Annotated in this window: 14 protein-coding genes and 2 tRNA genes; all 16 read left to right on the top strand. The window is 67.3% G+C overall.

Going from position 1 to position 17,009, the window contains the following annotated elements; all coding sequences use genetic code 11:
• Nucleotides 1-110 precede the first annotated feature (110 nt).
• The 16 genes from leuB to ASD35_RS19710 all read left to right on the top strand — a co-directional run bounded on the left by leuB (nucleotide 111) and on the right by ASD35_RS19710 (nucleotide 16,933).
• On the top strand, nucleotides 111-1,211 hold the full coding sequence (gene leuB, locus ASD35_RS19785) for a 3-isopropylmalate dehydrogenase (protein WP_056876665.1): 1,101 nt from the start codon (nucleotides 111-113) through the stop codon (nucleotides 1,209-1,211).
• A 90-nt stretch (nucleotides 1,212-1,301) separates the two neighbouring features.
• Nucleotides 1,302-2,414, top strand: coding sequence for an aspartate-semialdehyde dehydrogenase (asd, locus tag ASD35_RS19780; protein WP_056877443.1), 1,113 nt, complete (start codon nucleotides 1,302-1,304; stop codon nucleotides 2,412-2,414).
• Between the two features lie 242 nt (nucleotides 2,415-2,656).
• Nucleotides 2,657-5,224 (top strand): FimV/HubP family polar landmark protein, encoded by a 2,568-nt coding sequence (locus ASD35_RS19775; protein ID WP_235538401.1) that lies wholly within the window; start codon nucleotides 2,657-2,659, stop codon nucleotides 5,222-5,224.
• Between the two features lie 60 nt (nucleotides 5,225-5,284).
• Nucleotides 5,285-6,067: a tRNA pseudouridine(38-40) synthase TruA gene (gene truA, locus ASD35_RS19770; protein ID WP_056876664.1), complete on the top strand. Its 783-nt coding sequence runs from the start codon at nucleotides 5,285-5,287 to the stop codon at nucleotides 6,065-6,067.
• Nucleotides 6,064-6,690, top strand: a complete 627-nt coding sequence (locus tag ASD35_RS19765) for a phosphoribosylanthranilate isomerase (protein WP_056876663.1) — start codon at nucleotides 6,064-6,066, stop codon at nucleotides 6,688-6,690. Before truA ends, ASD35_RS19765 begins: the two co-directional genes overlap by 4 nt.
• A 12-nt stretch (nucleotides 6,691-6,702) precedes the next feature.
• Nucleotides 6,703-7,956 (top strand): tryptophan synthase subunit beta, encoded by a 1,254-nt coding sequence (gene trpB, locus ASD35_RS19760; protein WP_056876662.1) that lies wholly within the window; start codon nucleotides 6,703-6,705, stop codon nucleotides 7,954-7,956.
• Nucleotides 7,953-8,756, top strand: a complete 804-nt coding sequence (trpA, locus tag ASD35_RS19755; RefSeq protein WP_056876661.1) for a tryptophan synthase subunit alpha — start codon at nucleotides 7,953-7,955, stop codon at nucleotides 8,754-8,756. The genes trpB and trpA overlap by 4 nt, the downstream gene beginning before the upstream one ends.
• Before the next feature lie 3 nt (nucleotides 8,757-8,759).
• Nucleotides 8,760-9,632: an acetyl-CoA carboxylase, carboxyltransferase subunit beta gene (accD, locus tag ASD35_RS19750; RefSeq protein ID WP_056876660.1), complete on the top strand. Its 873-nt coding sequence runs from the start codon at nucleotides 8,760-8,762 to the stop codon at nucleotides 9,630-9,632.
• A 62-nt stretch (nucleotides 9,633-9,694) separates the two neighbouring features.
• A complete protein-coding gene (gene folC, locus ASD35_RS19745) occupies nucleotides 9,695-11,005 on the top strand; it encodes a bifunctional tetrahydrofolate synthase/dihydrofolate synthase (protein WP_056876659.1) in 1,311 nt (436 codons plus the stop codon).
• A gap of 15 nt (nucleotides 11,006-11,020) precedes the next feature.
• Nucleotides 11,021-11,782: an SPOR domain-containing protein gene (locus ASD35_RS19740; RefSeq protein WP_056876658.1), complete on the top strand. Its 762-nt coding sequence runs from the start codon at nucleotides 11,021-11,023 to the stop codon at nucleotides 11,780-11,782.
• Nucleotides 11,783-11,790: 8 nt separating this feature from the next.
• Complete coding sequence (locus ASD35_RS19735) at nucleotides 11,791-12,333, top strand: CvpA family protein (RefSeq protein ID WP_056876657.1); 543 nt, start codon at nucleotides 11,791-11,793, stop codon at nucleotides 12,331-12,333.
• 9 nt (nucleotides 12,334-12,342) lie between these two features.
• Entirely contained in the window at nucleotides 12,343-13,854 is a 1,512-nt protein-coding gene (gene purF, locus ASD35_RS19730) for an amidophosphoribosyltransferase (protein ID WP_056876656.1), read from the top strand.
• A 4-nt stretch (nucleotides 13,855-13,858) separates the two neighbouring features.
• A complete protein-coding gene (locus ASD35_RS19725) occupies nucleotides 13,859-15,097 on the top strand; it encodes an O-succinylhomoserine sulfhydrylase (RefSeq protein WP_056876655.1) in 1,239 nt (412 codons plus the stop codon).
• On the top strand, nucleotides 15,097-16,500 hold the full coding sequence (gltX, locus tag ASD35_RS19720; protein ID WP_056876654.1) for a glutamate--tRNA ligase: 1,404 nt from the start codon (nucleotides 15,097-15,099) through the stop codon (nucleotides 16,498-16,500). Before ASD35_RS19725 ends, gltX begins: the two co-directional genes overlap by 1 nt.
• A gap of 100 nt (nucleotides 16,501-16,600) precedes the next feature.
• Nucleotides 16,601-16,676: transfer RNA gene (locus ASD35_RS19715), tRNA-Ala, on the top strand.
• Nucleotides 16,677-16,856: 180 nt separating this feature from the next.
• Nucleotides 16,857-16,933: transfer RNA gene (locus ASD35_RS19710), tRNA-Asp, on the top strand.
• Nucleotides 16,934-17,009: the final 76 nt, after the last annotated feature.

Here is a 17,009-nt window from a genome sequence, read left to right as displayed (position 1 = left end):
CACCCCCTACGCGCTGACGCGCGCCCCCTCAAGGGGGCACTGCCAGTAGCCCGGCAAAGCCGGTTCCACGGCAGTCGCTGGGTTGGGAGTGGTTGTGTGGAGAGATTGAGATGACGATCAAGAAAATTGCAGTACTGCCGGGCGACGGCATTGGCCCCGAAATCATGGCCGAAGCGGTCAAGGTGCTGAACGCGCTGGATCTGCCTTTGCAGCTCGACTGGGCCGACGTCGGCGGCAAGGCCTTCGAGACCAGCGGCCACCCGCTGCCGCCCGCCACGCTGAAACTGGCCCAGGAAGCCGATGCCGTGCTGTTCGGCGCCGTCGGCGACTGGAAGTACGACAAGCTGGAGCGCTCGCTGCGCCCCGAGCAGGCCATCCTGGGCCTGCGCAAGGCCCTAGGCCTGTTCGCCAACTTCCGCCCGGCCATCTGCTACGAGCAGCTGACGCACGCCTCGTCGCTGAAGCCCGAACTCGTCGCAGGCCTCGACATCCTGCTGATCCGCGAGCTGACCGGCGACATCTATTTCGGCCAGCCGCGCGGCCGCCGCACGGCGGTGGACGGCCACTTCCCCGGCGCCGACGAAGCCTTCGACACGATGCGCTACTCGCGCCCTGAGATCGAGCGCATCGCCCACGTCGCCTTCCGGGCTGCGCAGAAGCGCAACAAGCGCCTGACCAGCGTCGACAAGGCCAACGTGCTGGAGACCTCGCAGTTCTGGAAGGACATCGTCACCGAAGTCCACGCCCAGTACCCGGACGTCGAGCTGGACCACATGTACGTCGACAACGCCGCCATGCAGCTCGTCAAGGCGCCCAAGAAGTTCGACGTCGTCGTGACTGGCAACATGTTCGGCGACATCCTGTCGGATGAGGCCGCGATGCTGACCGGCTCCATCGGCATGCTGCCGTCCGCCTCGTTGGACGCCAACAACAAGGGCCTCTACGAGCCCAGCCATGGCAGTGCGCCGGACATCGCGGGCAAGGGAATCGCCAATCCGCTGGCTACAATCCTGTCCGCCGCCATGATGCTCAAGTTCTCCCTCAACCAGCCAGCCGCCGCCGCTCGTATCGAAGCCGCGGTGGAATCGGTGCTGGCCCAGGGCTTGCGCACCGCCGACATCTGGAGTGAAGGCACCTCGAAGGTCACGACCCGCGAGATGGGCGACGCTGTCGTCAAAGCCATCACGACCACCAAAACCATTAAGAGCTAAAGCTCCGTCTCGTCTCGCCCCTCCAAACCCGGCGAACGAGCCGGGGCCCGAAGTGGATGGGGTTTGGTGACAGTACGAAAGGATTTGATGATGACGACCTTGGTAGGCCTCGTAGGCTGGCGCGGCATGGTGGGCTCGGTGCTCATGGAACGCATGACCGCCGAGCGCGATTTCGATCTGATCGAGCCGCTGTTCTTCTCGACCTCCAACGCCGGTGGTGCCGCTCCGGCCCAGGCCAAGAACGAGAAGTCGCTGCAAAACGCCTTCGACATCGAACAGCTCAAGCGCTGCGACATCATCATCACCGCCCAAGGCGGCGACTACACGACCGAGGTCTATCCCAAGCTGCGCGCCGCGGGCTGGACGGGCCACTGGATCGACGCCGCCTCCACGCTGCGCATGGCGGATGACGCCGTCATCATCCTGGACCCCGTCAACCGCCCGGTCATCGACCAGGCGCTGAGCAACGGCGGCAGGAACTGGATCGGCGGCAACTGCACCGTCAGCTGCATGCTGATGGGCGTGGGTGCGCTGTACAAGGCGGGCCTCGTCGAGTGGATGTCCACGCAGACCTATCAAGCCGCTTCCGGCGGCGGCGCGCAGCACATGCGCGAACTGCTGACGCAGTACGGCACGCTCAACGCCGCCGTCAAGCCGCTGCTGGACGACCCCAAGAGTGCCATCCTGGAGATCGACCGCCAGGTCATCGCCAAGCAGCGTTCGCTTTCCGCGGACGAGACCGCCAACTTCGGCGTGCCGCTGGGCGGTTCCTTGATCCCCTGGATCGACAAGGACCTGGGCAACGGCATGTCCAAGGAAGAGTGGAAGGGCATGGCCGAGACCAACAAGATCCTCGGTTCGGGTGCCATTCCCGTCGACGGCTTCTGCGTGCGCGTCGGCGCGATGCGCTGCCACAGCCAGGCCCTGACCTTCAAGCTCAAGAAGGATGTGCCGCTGGCCGATATCGAAGCCATGATCGCCGCGGACAACGACTGGGTGAAGGTCGTGCCGAATACGCGCGAAGCGACGATTCGTGACCTCACGCCCGTGGCCGTCACCGGCACGATGACCATTCCCGTCGGCCGCCTGCGCAAGCTGGCGATGGGGCCTGAGTACCTCGGCGCCTTCACGATCGGCGATCAATTGCTGTGGGGTGCGGCCGAGCCGCTGCGCCGCATGCTGCGCATCCTGCTTGAGCGTTGATTTGCTTACGGTCTTTTACGCCTTGACCTAGGGTTCACCCTGGCGTCGATATTGAAACCAAGCGACACATCAGGTACCCCTTGAGCATTTCAACGTATATGCTTGATACCGTTGTGTTTTTGATTCGAGACTCGACGAGGCCATGACGTGCAAACCAGCGTGCAGACCAGGTTCGTGCGGCGCGTGCTGAAGATCGAGACAGGCGGGGCCCATTGCCCCGCCTTGTTGCTTGGGGGAATGCATTGAAAGACCACATCCGCGACGCATCCGGGGGCGTTCGGCCGACCGGCTTCAACCGCCACCATCTCGCACTGGCTGCCGCGCTGCTGGCAGCCAGTGCGAGCGTGCAGGCGCTGGGGTTGGGCAAGCTGAACGTGCAATCGGCCCTTGGCGAGACCATGCGCGCCGAGATCGACGTCACCAGCCTGACGGCCGAGGAAGCCGCGACGCTGAAAGTGCGCGTTGCGCCGGCCGAGTCATATCGCGCCAGTGGCGTCGAGTACAACCCGGTGCTGACCTCGACCCAGGTCCAGGTCGCACGCCAGAACGGCCGCACGGTATTGCGCGTCAGCAGCGACCGCGCCATTCAGGAGCCGTTCGTCGACGTGATCCTTGAGCTGACCTGGTCGAGCGGCCGTCTGGTACGTGAATACACGCTGCTGTTCGACCCGCCCAGCCTGCCCAAGCCTGCGCCTGTCATCACCGCACCGCCGGCCGTGGCTGCGGCACCGGCAACTTCCGCCTCCAGCGAGGCTGTGCCCGCGCCGGCGCCGGCCGTGACGACCGCCTTGCCGCGCACCCCTTCTGCGTCGGCACCGGCTCCCATCGTCGTGGCGCGTCCACCGGTCGCTGCGCCGGCGCCAGTGCGCCCACCGGTCGCCGCCGCGGCCTCCGAATACCGCGTCCGCGCCGGCGATTCGCTGTCCAAGGTGGCTGCGCGCACGCAGGTTGGCGGCATCTCGCTGGACCAGATGCTGGTCGGCCTGTTCCGCAACAACCCCGACGCCTTCATCGACGGCAACATGAACCTGCTGAAGTCGGGGGCCGTGTTGCAGGTGCCCTCGAGCGAGACGCTGGCCAATGTGTCCGCGCCGGAAGCGCGCCGCGTCATCCTGGCCCAGAGCGCGGACTTTTCCGCCTACCGCCAGCGTCTTGCATCCGCCGCGCCGACGCTGCAGAACAACGAAAGCGAACGCCAGTCCAAGGGGCAGGTGCAGGCGGCTGTCGAGGACCGCAAGCCCGCTGCCGCACCGACGCCGGACAAGCTCACGCTCAGCAAGGCCAGCGGTGTCGCCGCCAGTGCGAACGAGGCCAAGCTGTCGAAGGACGCCGAGAAGAAGGACGCCGCCGCCCGCGTGGCCGAGCTGACGCGCAATGTGGAAGAGCTCAAGAAGCTCTCCAGCGCCGCCAAGCCGGCTGCGGACGGGGCGGCCTCTGCGGGCACGTCCGCTCCCGTGGTGTCGACGTTGCCCGCGCCCGTCGTGGCCGACGCAGCCTCCGCCTCCCGCCCCGCGCCGGCACCCGTCGTCGCCGACGCCAGCTCTGCGGCATCTCGCCCGCAGGCGCGTGCCAGTGCACCGTTGGCGCCGCCGCCGCCGGCGGTCGAGCCGCCAAGCTTCATCGACCAGTTGCTGGACAGCCCGGTCGTGCTGCCGCTGGCCGGGGTGCTGGTCGCCGTGCTGGGCGGGCTGGGTCTGTACCGCCTGCGTTCGCGCCGCCCCGCGCATGCGGCCGAAACCGGCTTCCATGAAAGCCGCCTGCAGCCCGACTCCTTCTTCGGCGGCACCGGTGGCCAGCGTGTCGACACGCGCGACGCGCAGAACAGCGGCCAGTCGTCGATGAGCTATTCGCTCAGCCAGCTCGATGCCATCGGCGATGTCGACCCGGTTGCAGAGGCCGACGTCTACCTGGCCTATGGCCGCGACCTGCAGGCCGAGGAAATCCTGAAGGAAGCCCTGCGCGCCAACCCGACGCGCCTGGCCATCCGCCTGAAGCTGCTGGAGGTCTACGCCAAGCGCCGTGACACCAAGGGCTTCGAGCAACTGGCCGTGCAGCTCTATGCCGAAACCAAGGGCAGCGGCGAGGACTGGGCCAAGGCCCAGGAGCTGGGCCGCGGCATCGACCCCGACAACCCGCTCTACCAGCCTGGCGGCGCGCCGGCACATGTCGAGGATGGCCCCGAACTGCGGCCCGAGCCGATGAATGCCAGCACGCTGCCGCAGACGGCATTGCCCAGCGGAGCGACCGCCGCAGCGGCTGCGGCGGTGGCGCATCTCGGTACCGATGCGATGTCGCGCGGCGGCCCGGACACCGGGCCGGTCAGTGGCTTCGACCTGGCCCTGGACCTTGACCTCGACGCACCGGAACCCGTCTCGCCGACGGCCATGGCGGCGACCCAGGCCATGCCGGCCTCGGTGGAGCAAGCGCCGCTGACGATGGACTTCGACATCTCCGGCCGTGGCGCGCGCACCGCGCCGCCAGCGCCTGACTTGAACTTCGACCTCAGCAGCCTGGGCAACCTGCCGTCCAGCCCGGCGCCGGCGCCGGCATCAACCGCGCTGCCCGGCCTGGATTTCGACTTCGGCGAACCGCCCCAGCCGGGTGACACGCATCCGGACCACCTCGCCGACGCGCTCGACGCACTGGGCGACGACGAGGGTGACCCGCTGCTGCGCCAGCTGGAGCTGGCTGACGAGTTCCGCCAGATCGGCGATACCGAAGGCGCCCGCGAGGTGTTGCAGGAGCTGATCCAGCGGTCCAGCGGCACGCTGCGCGACCGTGCGCAGGCGATGCTGAACGATCTGCGGTAAAGCACTGCCGCGATACTCCGACGCCCGGCCTGGCCGGGCGTTTTTCTTTGTCGAGGACCGATGAGAGTTGCATTGGGCGTGAGCTACCGCGGCGGCGGCTACAACGGCTGGCAGAGCCAGCCCGACGGCCGCACCGTGCAGGACGCGTTGGAGAAAGGCCTGTCCGCCTTCGCGGCCCAGCCCATCCGCACAGTCTGCGCCGGCCGCACCGATGCGGGCGTGCACGGCATCAACCAGGTCATCCACTTCGACACCGAAGTCGAGCGCGAGCCGTTTTCCTGGGTGCGCGGCAGCAACCGCTACCTGCCGCCCGACATCGCGATCCAGTGGTGCCGCTTCCCGGGCGATGCCTTCCACGCGCGCAACGCCGCACGCGGGCGGCGCTATGCGTACTTGTTGCTCGAATCGGCGGTGCGCCCGGCCATCGAAGCGGGCCAGTGTGGCTGGATCTTCCGGCCTCTCGACCAGACGGCGCTGGAGGCCGCCGCCGAGCGACTGATCGGCGAGCACGACTTCTCGTCGTTCCGCTCATCCGAATGCCAGGCCGCGTCGCCAGTGAAGACGCTGCGCGAGATCAAAGTGCAGCGCCGTGGTGCCTACTGGCGCTTCGAGTTCGAGGCCAGTGCCTTCCTGCATCACATGGTGCGCAACCTGATGGGCTGCCTGCTTGCGGTGGGCAGCGGCACGCGCTCGGCCGACTGGGTGTCGGAGGTGCTTGCCGCACGCGACCGCAAGGTGGCGGCGCCCACCTTTGCCCCCGACGGCCTTTATTTCCTCGGCCCGACCTACGATGCGGCGCTCGACATCCCGCGCGAAGTCGCGGCACTGAACTGGCTCCCATGACCCGAATCAAGATCTGCGGCCTGACCCGCGAAGCCGACGTGGAAGCGGCCGTCGCGGCCGGTGCCGATGCCATCGGCTTCGTCTTCTACGCCAAGAGCCCACGTGCCGTGACACCGGAGCGGGCGAGGGCGCTGGCCCGGTTGCTGCCGCCCTTCGTGACGCCGGTGGGGCTGTTCGTCAACGCGACGGACGCCGAACTGCGGGCCGGCCTCGATGCGCTGCCCAACATGCTGGTGCAGTTCCACGGCGACGAGACGCCCGCCGACTGTGACCGGGTCAAGCGCCCTTATCTGCGCGCGGCCCGGATGTCGCCCGGGGTCGATTTGCTAGACTTCGCCACTCAATTTCCCAACGCCCAGGCCCTGCTGCTCGACGCCCATGTCGACGGCTACGGCGGCGGCGGCAAGGTCTTCGATTGGTCACTCATTCCTCCAAGCGTCAGCTCTCGCCTCGTTTTGTCTGGTGGGTTGAATGCAGCAAACGTCGCCGATGGCATCGCCAGGGTGCGGCCCTGGGCCGTTGATGTGAGTTCCGGCGTGGAGGTGTCCAAGGGCATCAAGAGCGCCGACCTGATCCATGAGTTCTGCCGCGCCGTGAAGCGCGCCGATGCAGAACCGACCTGACAGAGGAAAGCCATGTTTGAGTACGACCAGCCCGATGCGACCGGGCATTTCCGCCATTCCGGTGCGCCCACCTATGGCGGCAGCTTCGTCTCCGAGACCCTCGTCCACGCGCTGGACCAGCTCAAGGACGCCTACGCACACTATCGCAACGACCCTGAGTTCATCGCCGAGTTCCAGAAGGAGCTCAAGCACTTCGTCGGCCGCCCCAGCCCGATCTATCACGCTGAACGCCTGAGCCGCGAGCTGGGCGGCGCGCAGATCTACCTGAAGCGCGAGGACCTCAATCACACCGGCGCGCACAAGATCAACAACGTCATCGGCCAGGCGCTGCTGGCCAAGCGCATGGGCAAGCCGCGCGTCATCGCCGAGACCGGTGCCGGCCAGCATGGCGTGGCCACCGCGACGATCTGCGCCCGCTACGGCCTGGAATGCGTCGTCTACATGGGCAGCGAGGACGTCAAGCGCCAAAGCCCCAACGTCTACCGCATGAAGCTGCTCGGCGCGACCGTCGTGCCGGTGGAGTCCGGCAGCAAGACGCTGAAGGACGCGCTCAATGAGGCGATGCGCGACTGGGTCACCAACGTCGAGAACACCTTCTACATCATCGGCACCGTGGCCGGCCCGCATCCCTACCCGATGATGGTGCGCGACTTCCAGCGCGTCATCGGCCTGGAGTGCCTGGAGCAGATGCCCGAGCTGGCCGGCCGCCAGCCGGACGCCGTCATCGCCTGCGTGGGCGGTGGCTCCAACGCCATCGGCATCTTCCACCCCTACATCCCGCACGAGAACGTTCGGCTCATCGGCGTCGAGGCCGAAGGGCAGGGCGTCGCGAGCGGCAAGCATGCCGCCACACTGACCGCCGGCAGCCCCGGCGTGCTGCATGGCAACCGCACCTACCTGCTGCAGGACGAGGACGGCCAGATCATCGAGACGCACTCCATCTCGGCCGGCCTGGACTATCCCGGCGTCGGCCCGGAGCATGCCCACTTGAAGGACATCGGCCGCGCCGAGTACGTCGGCATCACCGATGCCGACGCGCTGTCGGCCTTCCACCGCCTGTGCCGCACGGAAGGGATCATCCCGGCGCTCGAATCCAGCCACGCGGTCGCCTATGCGATCAAGCTCGCGCCGACGCTGGGTCAGGACAAGGTGCTGCTGATCAACCTCAGCGGCCGTGGCGACAAGGACATCGGCACCGTCGCCGACCTGTCCGGCGCCGCCTATTTCGACCGCCCGTCGCAAGCCGGCGAGAAGGTCAAGCAATGAGCCGCATCAAGACCACCTTCGACCAGCTCAAGGCCGAGGGTCGCAAGGCGCTGATCCCCTTCGTCACCGCCGGTGATCCCTACCCGACCGAGACCGTCGACCTGCTGCTGGCCATGGCCGAGGCCGGTGCCGACGTCATCGAGCTGGGTGTGCCGTTCTCCGACCCGATGGCCGACGGCCCCGTCATCCAGCGTGCCGGCGAGCGGGCTCTGAAGCACGGCATCGGCCTGCGCCATGTGCTGGGCTTCGTGCGCGAGTTCCGCGCCCGCAACGACAAGACGCCGATGGTGCTGATGGGCTACGCCAACCCCGTCGAACGCTACGGCCTGGACGCCTTCGTGGCGGACGCCAAGGACGCCGGCGTCGACGGCATCCTCATCGTCGACTACCCGCCCGAGGAGTGCGAGGACTTCGCCGCCAAGCTGCGCGCCGCCGACATGGACGCGATCTTCCTGCTCGCGCCCACCTCCACCGAGGCGCGCATGGCGCAGGTCGGCAAGCTCGCCAGCGGCTACGTCTACTACGTGTCGCTGAAGGGCGTGACCGGCGCGGGTCACCTCAACACCGCGGCCGTCGCCGAAGCCGTGCCTCGCATCAAACAACACGTCAGCACGCCGGTGGGCGTGGGCTTCGGTATCCGCGACGGCGCGACGGCCCGCGCCGTGGCCGATGTGTCCGACGCCGTCGTCATCGGCTCCAAGCTGGTCGAACTGCTGGAGCGCCAGCCGGCCGATAATGTCGCTTCCACCGGCGCCGCGTTCATCCGTGACATCCGCGCCGCACTCGACAAGAAGGATTGACGCATGAGTTGGCTCGACAAACTGCTCCCGCCCAAGATCCAGCAAGGCGACCCCGCCGACCGTCGCACAGTCCCGGAAGGCCTGTGGATCAAGTGCCCGAGCTGCGAGACGGTGCTCTACAAGACCGACCTGGAGCAGAACATCAACGTCTGCCCCAAGTGCTCGCACCACCACCGCATCAACGCCCGCGCGCGGCTGGACGCCTTCCTCGACGGTGAAGGCCGCTACGAGATCGGCCAGGAAGTGCTGCCGGTCGACGCGCTGAAGTTCAAGGACAGCAAGAAGTACCCCGACCGCCTGAAGGAAGCGCTGGAGAACACCGGCGAGACCGACGCGCTGGTCGTCATGGGCGGCGCCGTCATGAGCGTGCCGGTCGTCGCGGCCTGCTTCGAGTTCGACTTCATGGGCGGCTCCATGGGTTCCGTCGTCGGCGAGCGCTTCGTGCGCGGCGTCGAGACGGCCATCGAGCAGAAGACGCCCTTCATCTGCTTCACCGCCACCGGCGGCGCGCGCATGCAGGAAGGCCTGCTGTCGCTGATGCAGATGGCCAAGACCAATGCGTCGCTGACGCGCCTGGCCAAGGCCAAACTGCCCTACATCAGCGTGCTGACCGACCCGACGATGGGCGGCGTGTCCGCCAGCTTCGCCTTCGTCGGCGACATCGTGCTGGCCGAGCCCAAGGCGCTGATCGGCTTTGCCGGCCCGCGCGTCATCGAGAACACCGTGCGCGAGAAGCTGCCCCCGGGCTTCCAGCGCGCCGAGTTCCTGATGGAGAAGGGCGCCATCGACATGATCGTGGACCGCCGCCAGCTGCGCGAGACCATCGCCCGACAACTCGCAATGCTGCAGCGCCAGAGCGCGGACGCCGTCGCCTGAACGCCGCCCGCAACGTTCCGAGCCAGGCCCCAGCGCCTGGCTTTTGTTTTTAGTGATCCGCCATGACGCTTGACGACTGGCTCGCCCACTGCGAGCGACTGCATCCCAAGACCATCGACATGACGCTGGATCGTGTCGCGACGGTGAAGCAGCGGCTGGGCATCGCCTTCGACTGCCCGACCATCGTCGTCGCCGGCACCAACGGCAAGGGCTCGACCTGCGCGATGCTGGAATCCATCGCGCTGCACGCCGGTTACCGCGTGGGGCTCTACATCAAGCCGCATCTGGTGCACTTCCAGGAGCGCTGCCGCGTCGGCGGGGCGCCGGTGACGGCCGAGTCGCTGGAGCCGCATTTCGAAGCCGTCGAGGCCGCGCGCGGCGACATCACGCTGACCTACTTCGAGTTCACGACGCTGGCCATCATGCGCCGGCTGCAGCACGAGCCGCTGGACCTCGTCATCCTTGAGGTGGGCCTGGGCGGCCGCCTGGATGCCGTTAACGTCATCGACGCCGACTGCGCCGTCATCACCAGCATCGACCTCGACCACACCGAGTTCCTCGGTGCCGACCGCGAAAGCGTCGGCCGCGAGAAGGCCGGCATCATGCGCACCGGCCGGCCGGTCGTCGTCAGCGACCCCATGCCGCCGTCCTCGCTGGCCGAGCGGGCCACCGAGATCGACGCCGACCTGCGCCAGCTCGGCCGCGACTTCACGTTCAGCGGCGACCGCACGCAGTGGCAATGGGCCGGCCGCAACAAGCGCTTCTCCGGCATGGCCTACCCCGCGCTCCGCGGCGTGAACCAGTTGCTGAATGCCTCCGGCGTGCTGGCCGCTTTCGAAGCGCTGGCGGACCGCCTGCCGATCAGCGCGCAGGCCGTGCGAACCGGGCTCGCGCTGGTCGAGTTGCCCGGTCGCTTCCAGGTGCTGGCCGGCCAACCCGCCGTCGTGCTGGACGTCGCTCACAACCCGCACGCGGTCGCCGCGCTGGCCCAGAACCTGGACCAGATGGGCTTCTTCCCGCGCACGCATGCCGTCTTCGGCGCGATGGCGGACAAGGACCTGGGCGGCATCCTGGGCCGGATCGCGCCGCTGGTGGACGCCTGGCACTTCACCGACCTGCCCATCCCGCGGGCCGCGACCGCCGTGCAACTGCAGGCGGCGTTTCTCGCCGCGGGGCTGAAGACACCGCCCGGCGTCGAGACCCACACCCATGCCAATCCCCTCGACGCCCTGCATGCCGCGGCGGCCGCGGCGACCGCGGCCGATAGAATCCTCGTCTTCGGTTCCTTCTACACCGTGGGCGGGGTGCTCCAGCAGGGCCTGCCCCGGGTGACGGCCGGCGCCGCCGAGCCCAAACCTCCCACCCTCCACTGAAGTCAGACGCCGCCGATGGGCCTGTTTTCCTTCCTCAAGCGCGATGACGCCGCCACCGCGGCGGCGCCCAAGAAGTCGGCCAAGTCCGGCGCCAAGGCCAGCGCGGCCGACGACGTGCAGGCGTTGCGCATCCGCGCGCGGCGCCGCCTCATCGGTGCGGCCGTGCTGGTCGCGGCCGGCGTGGTGGGCTTCCCGCTGATCTTCGAGACCCAGCCGCGGCCGATTCCGGTCGACCTGCCCATCGACATCCCGCGCAAGGACACCGCGCCGCCGCTGACCGTGCCGACCCGCGAGCCGCTGGCGCAGCAGGCCGAGCCCGCCCCGGCGCCCGAGCCTGCGCCCGTTGTCGCCACGCCGGCGCTGGTCGAATCGAAGGTGGCGGAAAAGCCGGTCGAAAAACCCGTGGAGAAGCCGCCGGTCAAGGTGGCCGAGAAGCCGGCGGACAGGCCTGCTGATAAGCCGGTCGACAAACCCAAGCCGCCTGCCAACGACGGTGCGCGCGCTCAGGCGCTGCTGGAAGGCAAGGACACCACGTCCGCCACTGCCGGCGCGCGCTACATCGTCCAGGTCGGTGCCTATGGCGAAAGCAAGGCTGCGCAGGAGATGCGCGCCAAGGTCGAGAAGCTCGGGTTGAAGACCTACGCCCAGGCGGTCGACACGGCGGACGGCCGCCGCATCCGCGTGCGCCTGGGCCCGTTCGCGAGCCGCGACGAAGCCGAGCGCGCGTCTGCCAAGCTCAAGGGCGCGGGCCTGCCCGGCGCCATCCTGACGCTCTGAGGCCACCCATGGACGTTGCACTGAGCTGGGTCGACCTCGCATTGGCAGTGATGCTGCTGCTGTCGATCGGCATCGGTCTGTGGCGCGGCCTGGTGTTCGAGGTGATGTCGCTGGCCGGTTGGGTCGTGGCTTATTTCGCCGCGCCGCCGCTGGCACCGGTCGTCGCCGAACTGCTGCCCGCCTCGATGACGAGCAAGTTCGGCCCCACCGTCTTCCATGTGGTCACGCTGGCCATCGCCTTCTTCTTCGTGCTGCTGGTGTGGAGCCTGGGGACGCGCCTCGTCAAGGCGCTCATCCACGCCACGCCGCTGTCGGTGGTGGACCGCCTCGGCGGCGCCGGCTTCGGCGCGTTGCGCGGCATCTTCATCGCGCTGCTGCTGGTGCTGGTCATCGGCGCCTCGCCGCTGGCCGAATCCAGCACCTGGCAGGCCTCGCGCGCCGCGCCGGTGCTGGCCGGCGTGCTGCGCGACGCCGCGCCGCTGCTGCCCGAACCCGTTGCCCGTTTTGTTTCCCGCTCGATGACCCCATCTGAAGCGGACGCTACTGATTAAGGACTCGCCATGTGCGGCATCGTCGGCGCTCTCGCTGCCTCTCCCGTCAACCAGTTGCTCTACGACGCGCTGCTGCTGCTGCAGCACCGTGGCCAGGACGCCGCCGGCATCGTCACGATGCAGGGCCAGAAGTGCTTCATGCACAAGGCCCGCGGCATGGTGCGCGACGTTTTCCGCACGCGCAACATGCGCGCGCTGCCGGGCACCATCGGCCTTGGCCAGGTGCGCTATCCCACCGCCGGCAACGCCTACAGCGAGGAGGAGGCCCAGCCCTTCTACGTGAACGCGCCCTTCGGCATCGTGCTCGTGCACAACGGCAACCTGACGAACGCGCTGGCGCTGAAGGACGAGTTGTTCGACATCGACCGCCGCCACATCAACACCGAGAGCGACACCGAGGTGCTGATCAACGTGCTGGCCCACGAGCTGGAGTTGGCCGCGCGCGACCTGCCGCTGACGCCCAAGGAGATCTTCTCCGCCGTGCGCGCCGTGCAGAAGCGCATCAAGGGCAGCTACGCCGTCATCGCGCTGATCGCCGGCCAGGGCCTGCTGGCCTTCCGCGACCCGTTTGGCATCCGCCCGCTGTGCTTCGGCCGCTCGGCCAGCGGCGAGTTCATGGTGGCGAGCGAGAGCGTCGCCCTCGAAGGCACGGGTCACCAACTGGAGCGCGACGTGGCGCCCGGCGAGGCGCTCTTCATCGACATGACCGGCAAACTGCACACCGAGCAGTGCAACGAGCAGCCAACGCTGAACCCCTGCATGTTCGAGTTCGTCTACCTCGCGCGGCCGGACTCGGTGATGGACGGCATCTCGGTCTACCAGGCGCGCCTGAACATGGGCGAGACGCTGGCGCAACGCGTCATCTCGACGATGCCGCCGAGCGACATCGACGTGGTCATCCCCATCCCCGAAAGCAGCCGCCCGTCGGCCATGCAGCTGGCACATCGCATCGGCAAGCCCTACCGCGAAGGCTTCGTGAAGAACCGCTATGTCGGCCGCACCTTCATCATGCCGGGGCAGGGCGCGCGCAAGAAGAGCGTGCGCCAGAAGCTCAATGCCATCGGCCTGGAGTTCAAGGGCCGCAACGTGCTGCTGGTGGATGACTCCATCGTGCGCGGCACGACCTCCAAGGAGATCGTGCAAATGGCCCGCGAGGCCGGCGCGCGCAAGGTCTATCTCGCCTCCGCCGCGCCGCCGGTGCGCTATCCCAACGTCTACGGCATCGACATGCCCACCAAGGAAGAGCTCATCGCGCATAACCGCTCGATCGAGGAGATCCGCGAGTACATCGGCGCCGACGCGCTGATCTACCAGGACGTGGACGCGATGAAGCGCGTCGTCGCCGCGCTGCGCCCAGGGCTCGCCGGCTTCGAGGCCAGCTGCTTCGACGGCCACTACGTGACCGGCGACGTCAGCCTTGCGGACTTCGAAGCCATGCGCGAGCAGCGCGCCAGCCAGCCCAGCGACGAGGAGGCCGACGCCCGCGGCCGCCTAGCCCTGCAAAGCGGCGGGGAGGGCTGAGCGCATGAGCGACCCATCTGGCCAAGACAACAGCCGCCGCACCCTGCCCGAAGGCCTGCGCCGCGAAACGCTGGCCGTCCGCACGGGGCTGCCGCGCAGCCAGCACGGCGAGCATTCCGAAGGGCTGTTCCTCACCACGGCCTACGTGCAGGCCGACGCAGAGACCTCGGCGCGCAAGTTCGCGAACTCCGAGGACTTCACCTACTCGCGCACCAGCAACCCCACCGTGCGCAGCCTCGAGGCGCGCATGGCCGCGCTGGAAGGCACCGAAGCCGCGATCGCAACGTCGACCGGCATGAGCGCCATCCTGCTGCTCGGCATGGGCCTGCTGAAGGCGGGTGACCACGTCATCTGTTCGCGCTCCGTCTTCGGCTCGACGATCAACCTGTTCGCCAAGGAATTCGGCAAGTTCGGCGTCGAGACCAGCTTCGTCTCGCAGACCGACCTGGCCGAATGGCGCGCGGCCATCAAGCCGACGACCAAGCTGTTCTTCGCCGAGACGCCGACCAACCCGTTGACCGAGATCTGCGACATCCGTGCATTGGCCGACCTCGCGCATGGCGCCGGTGCCATCCTGGCCGTCGACAACACCTACTCGACGCCGGCCCTGCAGCGCCCCACGGAGATGGGGGCCGACATCGTCATGCACTCGGCCACCAAATACATGGACGGCCAGGGCCGCGTGATGGCGGGCGCCCTCTGCGGGCCCAACAAGTTCATCCGCGACATCTTCGGCCCCGTGCTGCGCACGGTCGGCATGACGCTGGCGCCCTTCAACGCCTGGGTGGTGCTGAAGGGCTTGGAGACGATGGCCCTGCGCATGAAGGCGCAGAGCGAACAGGCGCTGGCTGTCGCGCGCTGGCTCGAGGCGCGGCCCGAGGTCGCCCGCGTGTACTACCCCGGCCTGGCTTCGCATCCGCAGCATGAGTTGGCGATGCGCCAGCAAAGCGGGCAGGGCGGCGCGGTGCTGTCCTTCGATCTCAAGGCCGACGCCGCAGACGCCGCACGCGCTGCCGCCTTCCATGTCATCGACAGCACGCGCGTCGTTTCCATCGCCACGAACCTGGGCGACACCAAGACCATCATCACCCACCCCGCGACCACCTCGCACGGCCGTCTCACCGAGGCGCAGCGCCAGGCCGCGGGCATCGGCCAGGGCCTGATCCGCCTGGCCGTCGGCCTTGAGCATGTCGACGACATCTGCGACGACCTGGCTCGCGGCCTTTCCACCTTGAGATCCTGATGAGTTCCACTTTCGACAAGGTGCGTACGCGCATCGCGCCATCGCCGACCGGCTTCCTGCACCTGGGCACGGCTCGCACGGCGCTCTACTCCTGGGCCTACGCCCGCCACCACGGCGGTGAGTTCGTGCTGCGCATCGAGGACACCGACGTCGCCCGCTCCAGCCAGGATTCGGTCGACCAGATCATTGCCGCAATGAACTGGCTGGGCCTGGGCTACGACGAGGGCCCGATCTACCAGATGCAGCGCCTGGACCGCTACCAGGCCGTCGTTGAGCAGTTGATCGCCGAAGGCAAGGCCTATCGTTGCTATGCGACGCCTGAAGACCTGGAAGCCATGCGCGAGGCCCAGCGCGCGCGCGGCGAGAAGACCCTCTACGACCGCCGCTGGCGCCCCGAGCCCGGCAAGACGCTGCCGGCCCCGCCGGAGGGCGTGAAGCCTGTTATCCGCTTTGCCAACCCTGTCGACGGCGACGTGACCTGGGACGATCTCGTCAAAGGCCCGATCACGATCAACAACCGCGAAATCGACGACCTCATCATCGTGCGCCAGGACGGTGTGCCCACCTACAACTTCGCCGTCGTGGTGGACGATTGGGACATGCGCATCAGCCACGTCTTCCGTGGTGACGAACATGTCAACAACACACCCTGGCAGATCAACATCTTCAAAGCGCTGGAGGCACCGCTGCCGTCTTTCGGCCACCTGCCCATCATCCTGGGCGACGACGGCCTGAAGCTCTCCAAGCGGCGTGGTGCCGTCAGCGTGATGGACTACGCCGCCAACGGCTATCTGCCCGAGGGCATGCTGAACTACCTGGCCCGCCTGGGCTGGAGCCATGGTGACGACGAACTGTTCTCGGCCGGACAGATGGTGAGCTGGTTCGATGGCAGTCACCTGTCCAAGAGCCCGGCCCAGTGGGATCCGGCCAAGCTCGACTGGGTCAACGGCCATTACGTGAAACACATCGACGAGGCGCGGTTGGCAGACTTGGTCGTCGCGCAATTGACCCGCCGGGGCATCGTCGTGGGTGTCGACGAAGTCCAGCCCAAGGTTGGCCTGTTCAAGGACCGTTGCTCAACCGTCGCAGCCCTGGCCGACTGGTTGGTGATGTACTTCAGTCCCGTCAGCCCGTCGGCCGATGATCTGGCAGCGCATGTCACGGATGCCGTCCGTCCCGCGCTCAAAGCGTTGGCTGAGCGCCTGGCTGCGTTGACCGATTGGAACAAGGCCGCCATGCAGCAGGCCTTGAAGGAAACCCTTTCGGCCAGCGGGCTGAAGATGCCGCAACTCGCGGTGCCGGTGCGGGTTCTGGTGTGCGGTCGTGCTCAGACTCCCTCACTGGATGAAGTGCTCGAGCACTTCGATAAGAAAAAAGTTCTCGAACGCTTGCAAGGGGCCTGAAATTCGTCATATACTCTTGGTCTCGCTTGAACAGCGCTGCAAACGAAGCGATCGGTAGTCAAGTCGATGCGAAAGCAAAGATGAAACTGCAAATCAAAACGGGGGTATAGCTCAGCTGGGAGAGCGCTTGCATGGCATGCAAGAGGTCAGCGGTTCGATCCCGCTTACCTCCACCATTCAAACCATCAGGTTTATTGGCGGCGCGCAGTTCAAGTTGCGAAGGATTANAGAGGCCTAGGACACCACCCTTTCACGGTGATTACAGGGGTTCGAATCCCCTAGGGGACGCCAAGTTTGATGAGCTTGGCAATCGTTGACGATTTCGATCGGAAGGCGGTTGCGAATTCATCCCACGCGGAGTGGTAGTTCAGTTGGTTAGAATACCGGCCTGTCACGCCGGGGGTCGCGGGTTCGAGCCCCGTCCACTCCGCCAAGGATTCCGTCGGGTTTCCCGATAAAGAGCGGCCAATTTATTGGCCGTTTGCTTTTTGAGTTTGAATTGCGATTTT

Origin of the sequence: Pelomonas sp. Root1444, from assembly GCF_001426885.1 — a bacterium.
GTDB lineage: Bacteria > Pseudomonadota > Gammaproteobacteria > Burkholderiales > Burkholderiaceae_C > Pelomonas.
The sequence above is the reverse complement of the archived record's forward strand: the minus strand, read 5'-3'. Positions and strand labels throughout refer to the sequence as shown.

Excerpts from the sequence above, each read along its gene's own strand:
- asd (WP_056877443.1), top strand. The coding sequence starts at position 1,302 with ATGACGACCTTGGTAGGCCTCGTAGGCTGGCGCGGCATGGTGGGCTCG.
- ASD35_RS19725 (WP_056876655.1), top strand. The coding sequence starts at position 13,859 with ATGAGCGACCCATCTGGCCAAGACAACAGCCGCCGCACCCTGCCCGAA.
- trpA (WP_056876661.1), top strand. The coding sequence starts at position 7,953 with ATGAGCCGCATCAAGACCACCTTCGACCAGCTCAAGGCCGAGGGTCGC.
- folC (WP_056876659.1), top strand. The coding sequence starts at position 9,695 with ATGACGCTTGACGACTGGCTCGCCCACTGCGAGCGACTGCATCCCAAG.
- trpB (WP_056876662.1), top strand. The coding sequence starts at position 6,703 with ATGTTTGAGTACGACCAGCCCGATGCGACCGGGCATTTCCGCCATTCC.
- truA (WP_056876664.1), top strand. The coding sequence starts at position 5,285 with ATGAGAGTTGCATTGGGCGTGAGCTACCGCGGCGGCGGCTACAACGGC.
- gltX (WP_056876654.1), top strand. The coding sequence starts at position 15,097 with ATGAGTTCCACTTTCGACAAGGTGCGTACGCGCATCGCGCCATCGCCG.
- ASD35_RS19740 (WP_056876658.1), top strand. The coding sequence starts at position 11,021 with ATGGGCCTGTTTTCCTTCCTCAAGCGCGATGACGCCGCCACCGCGGCG.
- leuB (WP_056876665.1), top strand. The coding sequence starts at position 111 with ATGACGATCAAGAAAATTGCAGTACTGCCGGGCGACGGCATTGGCCCC.
- purF (WP_056876656.1), top strand. The coding sequence starts at position 12,343 with ATGTGCGGCATCGTCGGCGCTCTCGCTGCCTCTCCCGTCAACCAGTTG.
- ASD35_RS19735 (WP_056876657.1), top strand. The coding sequence starts at position 11,791 with ATGGACGTTGCACTGAGCTGGGTCGACCTCGCATTGGCAGTGATGCTG.
- accD (WP_056876660.1), top strand. The coding sequence starts at position 8,760 with ATGAGTTGGCTCGACAAACTGCTCCCGCCCAAGATCCAGCAAGGCGAC.
- ASD35_RS19765 (WP_056876663.1), top strand. The coding sequence starts at position 6,064 with ATGACCCGAATCAAGATCTGCGGCCTGACCCGCGAAGCCGACGTGGAA.